The organism is Falsiroseomonas sp. E2-1-a20 (assembly GCF_051433195.1).
In the GTDB taxonomy this organism is placed as follows: domain Bacteria; phylum Pseudomonadota; class Alphaproteobacteria; order Acetobacterales; family Acetobacteraceae; genus Falsiroseomonas.
The window spans coordinates 177,559-189,811 of record NZ_JBHMFT010000008.1; the positions used below are offsets into that span (position 1 = coordinate 177,559).

Below are 12,253 nucleotides of genomic sequence, written 5' to 3' on the forward strand. Positions count from 1 at the left end.
CCTGCCCGTTTCCCCGCGACCTCATTGGGCCGCTATCCGGGGCCAACGATGGCGGAGCAGGTGGAGCCGCCGCAAGATGGTAATTCCGCAATGTTTGGGTCAAAATGGGTAATGACCAGCAATCCCGTCCTACTCAGTCCCTGTGCGGAACTCGCTGCCGTGCGTCCGGCGGACCGGCCAGGTCGCGTCTTCCTGCCGGCGCTGGCGTCCTTTCCCGTGGACACCTGGCCGCTGGTCGCGCTGCTGCCCGTGCTCGACATCAACGGCGCCCTGGCCTCGGCGCTGGGCGCGGGGCGCCCCTTCCGAGGCGGCGCCCCGGTCGCCGGGATTTTCGCCTGCGACCCGTTCCTGCGCCTGACGGACCTCGCCGCGACGCTGCGCGCGGCCGGCATCACGCAGGTGGTGAACTACCCGACCGTGCAGATCTTCGAAGGCGAGACCGCCGCCGCCCTGGCCGCCGTCAACTACCGAGCGGATTTCGAGTTCCGGCTGCTGCTGCGGCTGGCCGGGCTGGGCTTCGCCCCGATCGCCTGCGCCACCTCACGCGCCGCGGTGGACGCGGCGCTCGAACTCGGCCTGCGGCGCATCCTGCTGCACCCGGGCGTGGCACCTCGCGCCGATTCCGCCGGCTGGTGGACGCCGCTTGCCACGCGGGTCGCTGTGGAAGGCGGGGTGGCACTGGGCTGGCAGATGCCGGATCAGGCCTCCAGCCCCAGGCGGCGCATCCGGTTGTAGAGCGTCTTGCGGGCGATGCCGAGGAAGGCGGCCGTCTCGCCGCGGCGGAAGCGGTTGCGGCGCAGCGCATCCAGGATCCAGGCGCGCTCATCTCCCGGCGAGGCCGGCGGCGCCAGGCTGGCCAGGCCGATCTGCGCCTCCAGCGTCGCGAGATCGATGCGGCCGTTGCGGCCCTCCGTGGCCGCACGCCGTAGCACCTCGGCCAACTCGCGCAGATTGCCGGGCCAGCTTCGCGCCATCAGCAGGCGCAACGCTGCCGGCTCCAGCTCCGCCGAACCGTGCTGCGCCCCGCGCAGCAGGGCGCGCGCCAGCAGGGGCAGGTCCTCCAGCCGGTCGCGGAGCGGCGGCACGACCAGGCGCTGCGCGGACAGGGCACGGGCCAGCGCCTCCCCGCCCAGGGGATGCGTCAGCACCAGCCGCGCACCGGGGATGCGCTCGGCGGGCTTGGCGAAGCGGGCGAAGCTGCCGCGCTCGATCCAGTCGGCCAGCCTGGCGCGCAGCATGGGTGGCAGCGCATCGGCGCTCTCGATCACCAAGGTGCTGTGCCGCAGTGCCAGCAGGGCGGCCGGCCCGCCTTCGCCGAACAGCCGGGCCGCGATGTCCTGCCGGGCATCGAGGAAAGTCAGCGCGCCGCTGCGGCCGCTGGCCTGGTGGATGGCGCGTGCCACCGTGGTGCGCCCGGCGCCGGGCTCGCCTTCCACCAGGATCGGCAGGTCCGTCGCCACCAGCCGGGCGATGCGCGCCATGAGCTGCCGCGCCGGCTGCGAGCGCCCGACCAGACCGGGCACCAGCGCCGCCACCGTGTCACCTTCCTGCGGCAGCAGCCGCGTGGTCTTGAAGGCGGAGGTGGTCTGCATGACGGACATCTCGAGCGGCAGCCGGTCCAGCGTCGAGCCGCCAAGGTAGCCATCGGCGCGGGAGGCCTCGCACACCTGTTGCAGGTGGCTCGGGTCGATGATGGGCCCGCCCTCCACAAAACAAAGCGTGCCGGGCGCGCGGCGGCGGATATGGGCGAACAGGCGCCGCGCCCGTTCCGCCGCCTGGTCCAGCGGTACGCCGCTTGGCACGCCCTGGCTGCCGCCGGAATTCCAGCCGAAGTTCAGGCACAGCCGCTCCACCTTCGCCTCCAGCAGCGCATCCACCTCCGCCCGCGTCTTGGCGTAGCCGAGCGTCGCCAGGCCGTATCCGGGCGCTGCGCGCAGCATCTCGACCTCCCTCGGGAAGCCGAGGCCGGCCGCCTCCAGCGCCGCGCGGAAGCTGCCGTCGAGGTGGATGGCGGTAGGGAAGTTGGCGACGCCGTTGTAGCCGGCCTCGCTGATGCGGCGCAGCAGGGCCGGGATGGAAAGCCGCGGGTCGCAGGCGGCGGCGCCGAAGAAGACCGGGACGGAAACGCGGTCCAGGATTTCCTGCCGCGCAAAGGCATCGGTGAAGGCGTTGCTGTCGCGGATCGGCAGCATGGCGGCCAGCGATGGCGCGCCCATCACGCGCAGGCGCCCGGCGGACAGCACCAGCAGGAAATCCGCCCCGCCATCCACCGCGGCGCGCGCCGTCATGCCCAGGCCGATGGCGGCCCCGACGAGGATTTCCATCCGCTTCGCCATGCACCTATCCTTGCCCAGCGTCGCGGGGTTTAGCGCAGGGCGAGGCGGAGGGTCAGCCTGTTCACGGCTTCCGACGTGCCGTTGGGTCAGGCGGACGGTCGGTCGGCTTTCCATTGCGACTTGTCGTGGGCAATTCGCATTGATACGTTATAGCACCGGTTTTCGGTGCGCCGGATGTCCCGTATCCCCTTGCGACGGAGAACCGGCCGATGGCTCGCAGAATTCCGCAACCGGAAGCCGGCGGTGCGCCTCCGTCTTTCATTCGGGAGCAGGCCACCGCGCGGGCCCCGCGCGCCAACCGCTAGATCCAGGGCACACGGATGGCGCGGATCGCACTCGCGGGGTTCTTCGGCCGCGGCAACGCCGGCGACGAGGCGCTGCTGCAATGCACCTACGAAGCACTCTCGCCGCACCATGAAGTCGCCATCGGCGCAAACGCCACCGCCTCCCACCCCGCGTTCCGCAGCTGGTACCCCTATGATGGCTGCAGGATCTACGACGACGCCTCGATCGGTGCCTGGCTCGCACTCGGTGCGCAGGCCACGGTCATCGGCGGCGGCGGGCTGCATGTGGGATTCGCCGCACATCTCGCGCTGGCCACGCGCTTCGCCGGCGGGCGGACGGTGCTGGCGGGCACCGATGCCCTCGACTTCCTGAAGCGGACGGAGGTGGAGCGCTCCGTCCTCGGCTACCTCGACGGGTTCGACCTGGTGGCGCTGCGCTTCCGCGCCGGCGTGGAGGCGCTGCGGCGGCTGGGGCTCGAACGCGTCCAGCTCGGTGCCGACTGGGCCTTCGCGCTGCGCATGGCGGCCGCGCCGGAGCAACGGCCGGCTGGCGATATCTGCTGCGTGGTGGTGCGCGAATGGAATGCCGCCGCACTTGGCCAGGGCTTCCGCTTCCACCTGCACCTGCTGCTGCACGGGCTGCGGGCGCGCGGCCTTTTCCCGCTGCTCGTCCCCTTCTCGCCCGAGGACGAGCGTCTGGCACGTAGCCTGGCTGGCTTGCTCGACGTGCCGGTGCTGCCGATCTGGTGGAATCCGCGCGCCATCAAGGGGCTGTTCGCGCAGTCGGCGATGGTGGTCTCGGTCGGGCGGCTGCATCCGCTGATCTTCGCGGCCCCGCTCGACAAGCCGGTCTGCTACCTCGCCCCGGCGCTCGATGGGGCCGGGCCACCGGCGATCGGCAAGATCGCCTGCGTCACCGAGGAGCTCGGCATCGCCGCCTTCCGGACCGTGGAGGATTTGCTGCGCGGGCTCGACGCCGGGGAAATCCGCCGCGCCGATCCGGAGGCGGTGGCGGAGGCGGAGGCGCGGCTGGCCGGTATGGTCGCGGACGTGCTCGAAGTGCTGGGCTGACGCCGGCGCCTGCGAGAGCGCGCTGGACGTCGCGCGAATGCGCGCTGGACAAGAATTCGCTGAGGAATCAGGATTCTGGCTAGATTGCCAGGAGTTCCACCCCGCGTGTCCCCACGCCCGCTCCGCAGCCACCAGACCGAACTGCTCGGGCTCGTCCGCGCCATCGCCGCGGGCGAGGCCTCGGGCGTCAGTGACATTCTCGCCGCCGTCACGCCGGGGGGCGGCAAGTCCCTGCTGCCGGTCATCGCCGCCCAGGCGCTGATCGGCGCCGGCCTGTGCGAGCGCATCTGCTGGGTGGTGCCACGCGACAGCCTGCGCCTGCAGGCGGAGGAGGCCTTCGCCGATCCCGCCTGGCGCAGCGCCTTCGGCCATGGCCTGTCTGTCCGCGCCGCCGACAACACCCCCGACCCCTGCCGCGGCTTGGCCGGCTACGTCACCACCTACCAGGGCATCGCCGCCGCGCCGGACCTGCACCTGGCCGAGTTCCGCCGCCACCGCACCCTGCTGGTGGTGGACGAGGTGCACCATTTGCCGAGCCTCGGCCACAACGACAATGCCGGCGGGGAGGTTGATGACGCTGCCGGCTGGTCGGCGGCGATCGAGCCGCTGTTCGGCCTGGCGGCGCAGCGCCTGCTGCTGTCCGGCACGCTGGAGCGCGCCGATGGCCGCCGCATCCTGTGGCTGCCCTACCGCCGCGGCGCCGGGGGGCGGGAGGAGGTGGACCTCGGCGCCCCCGGCTGGGCCGTCATCGGCTACAGCCGCGCCCGGGCGCTGGCGGAGCGCGCCGTGCTGCCGGTGTCCTTCGGCGCGCTGGATGGCGAGGCCTCCTGGCTGGGGCCGGAGGATGCGCAGGGCGAGCGCGCGCATCTCGGCCCGCACCGCCTGCGTGCGCCGGCACCGCATGAGGCAACGCGCCCTGCCCTGTTCACCGCGCTGCGCACCGGCTTTGCCGAGGCCCTGCTGCGTCGCGCTTTCGACGCCACGCGAACCCTGCGCGCGGAACGCCGTGCGCAAAGGCCGCCGGATGCACCGGCCCGCGGACTCGGCAAGCTTCTGGTGGTGGCGCCGGACCAGGTGCAGGCGCGGCGCTACCTGGACACCCTGCGCCGCTGGGTGCCGCCGGCACAGGCCGGGACGGTGGCGCTGGCGGTCTCCCAGGAACGCGACGCGCATGAGACGCTGGCGGCCTTCCGGCTGACGCCCGAACCCTCCATCCTGGTCACCGTCGCCATGGCCTATGAGGGGTTGGATGCGCCGGAGGTTTCCGTGGTGGCCGCCCTGACGCATGTGCGGTCCCGCCCCTGGCTGGAGCAGATGGTGGCACGCGCCACGCGGGTGGACCCGCAGGCCGGCCCCTACGCCACGCAGCGCGCCACGGTGTTCCACCCCGACGACCCGCTGTTCGCGCGCTTCCGCTGGCGGATGGAGCGCGAGCAGGGCACGCGGGCGAAGCCGCCGCGCCCGGCGCGCCAGTCCAGCCTGCCGCTGCCGGAATGGCTGGAGGCGGAAATGGCCGAGACGCGGGAACGCCAGGGCATCGTGCCGCTCGAGAGCAACGCTCTGGCGCTGCGCCTGTCCACGCTGCGGCCGGGCCCCGATCTGGCGCAGGGCCTCGCCGCGGCGCGCGCGCCCGATCCGCAGGGCACGCTGCTGGAGCCGCCCTCGATCGCCGAACGGCGCCTGCGGCAGCGCGTCGGCGAATTGATCGCGGCGCAGGCGGTGGAGGACATGGCGGATGGCCTGGCCACCGCATTGCCGCGTGGCAACGGGCTGTACCATGCCTACAACGCGGTGCTGAAGCACGCGACCGGCGGCAAGGGACGCGCCGCGATGTCGCTGGCGGAGCTGGAGGCGGCGCTGGAATGGCTCGGCCGCAACCGGCTGCACGACCACCTGCACCTGCTGGAGGACGACCACCGCTTCGGCTGGCGCGCCCGCCCGCAAGGCTCGTGGAAGCCGCCATCGCGGGCCCTGCGATGACCGGCGCAGCGAAAAGGAGAAGCTGTCATGCCCATACCCACCCGCGACCGCGCCCGGGCCTTCTGCGACCGCTTCGGCCTGCGGGTGCCGATCCTGCTGGCGCCGATGGCTGGCTCCAGCCCGCCGGGCCTCGCCGCCGCGGTGGCGAATGCCGGCGGCTTGGGCGGCTTCGGCGCGTTGATGTCGAACCCCGACGCCATGCGCGACTGGGCCGCGCAGTTCCGCGGGCGCAGCAACGGCGGCTTCCAGGTCAACCTCTGGATCCCGGACCCGCCGCCGGCCCGTGACGCGGCGCATGAGGCGCGGGTGCGGGCGGCGCTTTCAAACCTGTCGGGGATCGAGGTGCCGGACCCGGACCCAGGCCGCCTGCTGCCGGACTTCGCGGCGCAGTGCGAGGCGATGGTCGAGGTCGCGCCGGCGGTGGCCTCCTCCATCATGGGGCTGTTCCCGCCGGAGGTGGTGGCGCGGCTGAAGGCGCGCGGCATCGCCTGGTTCTGCAACGCCACGACCGTCGCCGAGGCCCGCGCAGCGGAGGCCGCCGGTGCCGATGCCGTGGTGGCGCAGGGCGCCGAGGCCGGAGGCCATCGCGGCAGCTTCGAGGATGCGGCGGCGGAGCACACGCAGATCGGCCTGTTCGCGCTGCTGCCGCAGGTGGTGGACGCGGTCCGCATCCCCGTCATCGCCGCCGGCGGCATCATGGATGGGCGCGGCATCGCCGCGGCGCTGACGCTGGGCGCCAGCGCGGTACAGATGGGCACCGGCTTCCTGCGCTGCCCGGAAGCCGCGATCCACCCCGCCTGGGCGGCCGCGATCGGGCGCACGGCACCCGAGGATACGGTGCTGACCCGCGCCTTCAGCGGCCGCCTGGCGCGCGGCATTCGCAACGAGGTGACCGAGGCCTTCGCGGGACCGGAGTTGAAGCCCGCCCCCTATCCGGTGCAGCGCGCCCTGATGGTGCCGGTGCGGGCGGCGGCAGAGGCGGCGGGGATTGCCGCGCAGATGCAGAGCTGGGCCGGCCAGGGCGCGGCGCTGTCGCGGCCGGAGCCGGCGGATGCCCTGGTGCGGCGGCTGTGGGGGGAGGCGCAGGCGCTTCTGCCATAAGACATCCCCCTCATTTGGTGTTGCATGGAGCATCACATGCTGCCATCCTCTCGTCCTGGAGGTAAGCCATGGCCAGTGCCGTCCTAAGCCTGACCCCATCAGCCGGCCCTGTCCGGCCACCACAGACCTTCGCGCGGGAGGAAGACCGGGCGCGCCTGACCGCGTCCTCGATCCTGGCGCTGCGCGGCCTCGCCAAGGCCTGGGCGCTCACGGGGCCGGAGGCCGCCATCCTGCTGGGCGTCTCCGAAAGCACCTGGGACCGGATCAAGGCCGGCACCTGGCGCGGCGTCCTGTCGCAGGACCAGCTCATGCGGGTATCCGCGATGATCGGCACCTTCAAGGCGCTGCACCTGCTGTTCGCAAACGATATGGCCGATCGCTGGGTGCGGCTGCGGAATGCGGGTCCGTTGTTCACCAACCTGTCCCCACTCGAGGCGATGATGGAGCGCGGCATTCCCGGCATGATCGAGATCCGGCAGCATGTCGACGCGCTGCGCGGAGGCCTCTGACTTCCCTTGGACCATCCCGTCCTGCGGCTGGCCGAACCGCGCATCGTCCGCCTGGTCTCGACCGCCCGCCTGCGCGACCCCGTGCTGCATCTTCTGTTGCGCGACCCGGCACTGGGCGACCTGCCACGCGAGCGGCTCGATGCCATCGCGGCCGATTTGGCGGAGATCGAGGGTGCGACCAGTGCGCGCCTGACCCTGGAATCCGCCGCCGCCTCGCTGTTCCCGCGCGGCCGGCCGCACGCCAATTTGGTGAACGCCGCCTTTGCCTATGGCCGCCCGCGCGAAGCCAACCGCTTCAGCCCGGCGGGCCGCGGCGCCTGGTATGCCGCGCTGGAGGTCGAGACCGCGCTCGCCGAGGTGCACTTTCACCTCACGCGCAGCCTGCGGGAGGCCGGCTCCTTCCAGGCCACGGTGGAGTGGGGCGAGCTGTGGGCCAGCGCCGCCGGCGAGTTCGTCGACCTGCGGGACGTCGAGCCGAAGCCCACCTGCCTCGATCCCGATCCCGCCATCGGCTACCCGGCCGGCGTCGCATTGGCGGAGGAAGCCCGTGCCGCGGGGCTGAACGGCATCGTCTATCCCAGCACGCGCCATACCGGCGGCACCTGCCTCGTGGCGCTGTGGCCACATGCGGTGCAGTCCGTGGCGCAGGGCGCCGTCTGGCGCATGTCATGGGCCGGCACGCCGGAGCCTGCCGTCGAGCGGTTGACCTGATCCGGCGTGACGGCGCCAAGGCCGCCCTCGGCAGGGTGGTGCTGGACTACTCCGGCCTGACGCCCGCTGCCTGGGCAACGCCGGCCCAGGTGGCGACCTCCTCCGCCACCTCGCGCGCGAAGGCATCCGCGGGGCCGGCCGCGGGCGTGATGCCCTGCGCCAAGAGCCGGTCGGCGACCGCCGGACCGCGCACGACCTGGGCCATCGCCGCGTTGATGGCCTGCGTCAGCTCGACCGGCATCCCCGCCGGACCGAAGGTGGCATACCAGTTCACCGCGGTCAGGCCGGGATAGCTGTCGTTCATGCTGGGCACGTCCGGCAGCACCGGCGAACGCTCCAGCCCCCCGATCGCCACCGGGATCATCCGGCCGCCCTGGATGTGCGGCAACGAGTTGACCAGGTTGTTGATCGTGGCCTGCACCTCGCCCGCCAGCAGCGCCGTCGTCGCCGGCGCCGCGCCGCCATAGGCGACGTGGGTGATGTCGATGCCCGCCATCGCCTTCAGGCGCTCCATCGCCAGGTGGTTGTTCGTGCCATGCCCGGCGGAGCTGTAGTTGAAGGCGCCCGGCCGCGCGCGGACCGCCGCGACGAATTCGCCAAGGCTGCGCACGCCCATCGCGGGGTGCACCACCAGCACGAAGGGACCGTCGGCCAGGCGGATGATCGGCGTGAAGTCCCGCAGCGTGTCGAAGGGAAGGTTGCGCAGCACCGCGGGGTTGATGGCGTGGGAGTTCGCCGTGATCAGCAGCGTGTGCCCATCCGGTGCGGCACGGGCGACCACGGCGCTGCCGGTGCTGCCGCCCGCGCCGGGCCGGTTCTCCACCACCACGGGCTGCCGCCAGGCCTGTTCAAGCCCCGCGGCCACCCAGCGCGCGATCGCATCCGTCGGCCCGCCGGCGGCGAAGGGCACGATGATGCGGACGGGCCGCGAGGGGAACGCCTGTGCCTGGGCGGTGACGGACCGGCCCAGCCCGGCCGTGGCGACGGCCACGCCCAGCGCGGTGCGACGGGTGAACGCCATTGTTGTCTTCTCCCTGGTTGGCAGTCCGGCTCCTAGATCCTGGCCGAGGCGATGCGCGCACCTTCCGTCAGTGACGCCAGCTTCGCCCAGGCGATGTCGCCATGCACGGCACCGTAGCCCGCGAAGGTGCCGAAGCCGCAATCGGTACCGGCAATGACACGGTCCGGCCCGACGATGCGTGCAAAGGTCTCGATGCGTTGCGCGACCAGCTCGGGGTGCTCGACGAAATTGGTGGTGCTGTCGAGGCAACCCGGGATCAGCATCCAGTCCTGCGGCAGCGCCACGCCCTGCCAGGCGGTCCATTCATGCGCGTGGCGGGGGTTCGAGGCCTCGAACAGCAGGCCCCCGATGCGCAGCTTCAGCAGTTGCGGCAGCACGCGGGCGAGTGCGATGTCGCGCGTGTGCGGGCCCTCGTAGTTGCCCCAGCAGATATGCAGCCGCACACGGTCCGGCGCGATGTTGCGCAGCGCGTGGTTCAGGATCTCCACATGCCGCCCGGCGCGCAGCAGGAAGGCGTCCTCGTCCATCTCGGCATACAGCATGTGGCGGCCGAGCCCGAGGTCCGGCGCATCGATCTGCAGGGTCAGGCCGGCGGCGACGATGGCTTCGTACTCACGCCGCATGCCCTCCGCCAGGTCTTCCATGTAGCTGTCGATGTCGGAATGGATCTCGGAGGGCTGGAACAGCGCGATGACGCCGGGCGAGGCGCTGTTCATGAACCCCGTCCCGTAGCCCGCCGCATCCATCGCGGCGCGCATCACCGCCAGGTCGCGCGCCAGCGGGTCCATGCTCTTCACCGCGATGGGCCCGGTGCAGCAGGGGCGCCGGTAGGTCGGCGTGCCGCCGGCCTTCGCCAGCCGTTCCATGAAGGACGGAAAATCCTTCAGGTCGGCCGGCACGCGCCGCGGGCTGTCGCCGGAAAACCCGGTGAGCCGGTCCTTGATGTAGGTCGCGTAGGAGATCTTGGAGGTCTCGCCATCGGAGGGAATGTCGATGCCGATTTCGCCCTGGCGGCGCAGCACCTCATGCGTCGCCTGCTCCATCGCCTTGTCGTAGGCGGCCGGGTCGATCGGTTCCTCGCGCTCGCGCGCGAACAGCAGGTCGGCGACGATCTGGCTGCGCGGCAGGGAGCCGACATGGGTGGTCCGGATGCGGGTCATGCGGGCGTCCCTCAGGCGAAGGCCGGCGCGGCCGGCGCATCGCCACCGCGCACGACATAGGCCGCGACTTCGGCCGAGGAACTGGCCCGGAAGCTGCGCATCAGGCCCTTGGGCGTGGTGAAGGTGTCACCCGGCCCGAGGATCACCTCGCCCTCCGGCGTCATCACCTGCAGCACGCCGCGATGGACGAAGATCACCTCCTCCTCCGACCGCGCATGCATCGGCACGACGGCGCCGGAGGCCATGCGCAGTGCCCGCAGGTTGAAGCCGTGGGCCCACCAGCCGCTGATCGGGCCAGGTTGGAAGCCGTCGCCGGTTGGTGCCGGCGTGATGATCGCGAGTTCCTCCACCCCCGCCGCTGCCAGCGGCGAGGCCGGGTTGGCGACGAACTGCCGCGGCGTCACCACGCAGCCGGCGAGCTTGTCGGCCGGCGGCGTCGCCAGCCGCGCGATCTGCCCGGCATCCGGCGCGCGCTGCAACCTGGCGCCTTCGGGCACCGTCTCCCCGGCCGTGGTGTCCACCAGCCTACCCCCCTCGAGCAGCACCAGGCCGTAATGCTTGGCCAGGTCGAAGACGCGCGGTGCCCAGGTGACCTTGCCCGGGTTGTCGCGCCCCAGCACCGCGAACAGGAAGCCGGTCTCCTCGCCGATATTCTCGAAGCCGCGGTACATCTGCGTCGGGATGGAAATGACGTCGCCCACCTCCATCACCGCCTCGCCCTCGTCGGCGTTGACGCCGAAGATCATGCGCCAGCGCCCGCTGTGGACGACGAAGACCTCCGCCGTCTCGTGGCTGTGCTGGCTGTTGAGGCAGCCCGGGGGCTGGCGCGCGCCGCCGATGTTGAAGCCGTGCGCCTCGGGGATGTGCACATGCTGGTTCGGATTCTCGCTGACGCCGGGGCCGATCAGCGTGAAGTTCTCCTTCGCGTCGGAGCCGGGGGTGCGGCTGTCCACGAAGGCGTTCCGGCAGGGGATCAGGTCCGCATAGCGGATCAGGCGCTGGCTCAGCATCAGGGGGCTTCCGGGTTGAGGCGCTTCGTGGTTGCGGCATCGAACAAATGCAGGCGCGTGGCGTCGAGGCGGAGCGCGATGGTGCTGCCGATCTCGGCGCGCCAGGCGCGGTCGGCCTTGGCGATCAGCCGTGCCTCGCCGGCGATGGCGGTGACCAGAACGGCATCCCCGGTTAGCTCCACCGCGTAGATGCTGGCGTCGAGGTCCCCGGCACCGGCGGGTGCCACCGTCACATCCTCCGGCCGGACGCCGAGCACGGCGGGGCCCGCATGGTGCGGCACGCGGGTTTCCGTGCGGAAGCCGCCGGGTGCGGTGAAGACGCCGTCGCGATGCGTGCCGTGGACCAGGTTCATCGGCGGCGAGCCGATGAAGCCGGCGACGAACAGGTCCGCCGGCCGGTCATAGATCACTTCGGGCGTCGCAAGCTGCCGGATCTCGCCGGACTGCATGACGGCGACGCGATGCGCCAGCGTCATCGCCTCGATCTGGTCATGCGTCACATAGACGGTCGTGACGCCCAGCTCGTGCTGCAGGTGCTTGATCTCGGCGCGGGTCGAGACGCGCAGCTTGGCGTCGAGGTTCGACAGCGGCTCGTCCATCAGGAACACGGTGGGCCGGCGGACGATGGCACGGGCCAGCGCCACGCGCTGCCGCTGGCCGCCGGACAGCTCCTTCGGCTTGCGGTGCAGCAGGTCGCCGAGTTCCACCTTGGCTGCCGCCGCCCGCACCTGCGCCGCACGATCCGCGCCGCGCACCCCGCGCAGCTTGAGCGGGTAGCCGATGTTGTCCTCCACCGTCATGTGCGGATACAGGCCGTAGGACTGGAAGACCATGGCGATGTCGCGCTCGCGCGGCGGCAGGTCGTTCACCCGCGCGCCGCCGATCAGGATGTCGCCGCTGGTCGGCTCCTCCAGCCCCGCGATCATGCGCATCGTCGTGGTCTTGCCGCAGCCGGAGGGGCCGAGCAGCACCATGAACTCGCCGTCGCGGATCTCCAGCGACTGGTCGCGCACGGCGGTGAACCCGCCCCAGGCCTTGGTGACGCGGTGAAGGGCGACTTCGGCCATGCT

11 protein-coding genes are annotated in these 12,253 nt (G+C 72.0%); 6 read left to right on the top strand and 5 right to left on the bottom strand.

The window, feature by feature from the left end:
* Positions 1-159 precede the first annotated feature (159 nt).
* Positions 160-735, top strand: coding sequence for a hypothetical protein (locus ACFHPP_RS12540; protein WP_437163585.1), 576 nt, complete (start codon positions 160-162; stop codon positions 733-735).
* Here ACFHPP_RS12540 and ACFHPP_RS12545 read toward each other — a convergent pair.
* The gene (locus tag ACFHPP_RS12545; RefSeq protein WP_437163586.1) at positions 699-2,336 is read right to left on the bottom strand and encodes a phosphoenolpyruvate hydrolase family protein; all 1,638 of its coding nucleotides are present in this window, start codon (positions 2,334-2,336) and stop codon (positions 699-701) included. The genes ACFHPP_RS12540 and ACFHPP_RS12545 overlap by 37 nt on opposite strands.
* Before the next feature lie 320 nt (positions 2,337-2,656).
* Here ACFHPP_RS12545 and ACFHPP_RS12550 point away from each other — a divergent pair, with 320 nt between their 5' ends.
* The 5 genes from ACFHPP_RS12550 (at position 2,657) to ACFHPP_RS12570 (ending at position 7,992) form a co-directional block, all read left to right on the top strand.
* A complete protein-coding gene (locus ACFHPP_RS12550; protein ID WP_437163587.1) occupies positions 2,657-3,691 on the top strand; it encodes a polysaccharide pyruvyl transferase family protein in 1,035 nt (344 codons plus the stop codon).
* A gap of 105 nt (positions 3,692-3,796) precedes the next feature.
* Positions 3,797-5,671, top strand: coding sequence for a DEAD/DEAH box helicase (locus tag ACFHPP_RS12555; RefSeq protein WP_437163588.1), 1,875 nt, complete (start codon positions 3,797-3,799; stop codon positions 5,669-5,671).
* A 27-nt stretch (positions 5,672-5,698) separates the two neighbouring features.
* Positions 5,699-6,772: an NAD(P)H-dependent flavin oxidoreductase gene (locus tag ACFHPP_RS12560; RefSeq protein WP_437163589.1), complete on the top strand. Its 1,074-nt coding sequence runs from the start codon at positions 5,699-5,701 to the stop codon at positions 6,770-6,772.
* A gap of 68 nt (positions 6,773-6,840) precedes the next feature.
* Positions 6,841-7,281: a hypothetical protein gene (locus ACFHPP_RS12565; RefSeq protein ID WP_437163590.1), complete on the top strand. Its 441-nt coding sequence runs from the start codon at positions 6,841-6,843 to the stop codon at positions 7,279-7,281.
* A gap of 6 nt (positions 7,282-7,287) precedes the next feature.
* Positions 7,288-7,992 carry an RES family NAD+ phosphorylase gene (locus ACFHPP_RS12570; protein ID WP_437163591.1) on the top strand — a complete coding sequence of 235 codons (705 nt, stop codon included), beginning with the start codon at positions 7,288-7,290 and terminating at the stop codon, positions 7,990-7,992.
* 46 nt (positions 7,993-8,038) lie between these two features.
* Here ACFHPP_RS12570 and ACFHPP_RS12575 read toward each other — a convergent pair whose 3' ends face one another.
* From ACFHPP_RS12575 to ACFHPP_RS12590, 4 genes are read right to left on the bottom strand one after another with little or no spacing between them, the layout of a single operon-like run.
* Positions 8,039-9,013 carry a Bug family tripartite tricarboxylate transporter substrate binding protein gene (locus ACFHPP_RS12575; RefSeq protein ID WP_437163592.1) on the bottom strand — a complete coding sequence of 325 codons (975 nt, stop codon included), beginning with the start codon at positions 9,011-9,013 and terminating at the stop codon, positions 8,039-8,041.
* A 32-nt stretch (positions 9,014-9,045) separates the two neighbouring features.
* Positions 9,046-10,173 carry a cobalamin-independent methionine synthase II family protein gene (locus tag ACFHPP_RS12580; protein WP_437163593.1) on the bottom strand — a complete coding sequence of 376 codons (1,128 nt, stop codon included), beginning with the start codon at positions 10,171-10,173 and terminating at the stop codon, positions 9,046-9,048.
* 11 nt (positions 10,174-10,184) lie between these two features.
* Positions 10,185-11,183 (bottom strand): cupin domain-containing protein, encoded by a 999-nt coding sequence (locus ACFHPP_RS12585; RefSeq protein ID WP_437163594.1) that lies wholly within the window; start codon positions 11,181-11,183, stop codon positions 10,185-10,187.
* Entirely contained in the window at positions 11,183-12,250 is a 1,068-nt protein-coding gene (locus ACFHPP_RS12590; RefSeq protein ID WP_437163595.1) for an ABC transporter ATP-binding protein, read from the bottom strand. The genes ACFHPP_RS12585 and ACFHPP_RS12590 overlap by 1 nt, the downstream gene beginning before the upstream one ends.
* Positions 12,251-12,253: the final 3 nt, after the last annotated feature.

Coding starts and splice junctions, on each gene's coding strand:
- ACFHPP_RS12545 (WP_437163586.1), bottom strand. CDS start 2,336: ATGGCGAAGCGGATGGAAATCCTCGTCGGGGCCGCCATCGGCCTGGGC.
- ACFHPP_RS12550 (WP_437163587.1), top strand. CDS start 2,657: ATGGCGCGGATCGCACTCGCGGGGTTCTTCGGCCGCGGCAACGCCGGC.
- ACFHPP_RS12560 (WP_437163589.1), top strand. CDS start 5,699: ATGCCCATACCCACCCGCGACCGCGCCCGGGCCTTCTGCGACCGCTTC.
- ACFHPP_RS12565 (WP_437163590.1), top strand. CDS start 6,841: ATGGCCAGTGCCGTCCTAAGCCTGACCCCATCAGCCGGCCCTGTCCGG.
- ACFHPP_RS12575 (WP_437163592.1), bottom strand. CDS start 9,013: ATGGCGTTCACCCGTCGCACCGCGCTGGGCGTGGCCGTCGCCACGGCC.
- ACFHPP_RS12580 (WP_437163593.1), bottom strand. CDS start 10,173: ATGACCCGCATCCGGACCACCCATGTCGGCTCCCTGCCGCGCAGCCAG.
- ACFHPP_RS12585 (WP_437163594.1), bottom strand. CDS start 11,183: ATGCTGAGCCAGCGCCTGATCCGCTATGCGGACCTGATCCCCTGCCGG.
- ACFHPP_RS12590 (WP_437163595.1), bottom strand. CDS start 12,250: ATGGCCGAAGTCGCCCTTCACCGCGTCACCAAGGCCTGGGGCGGGTTC.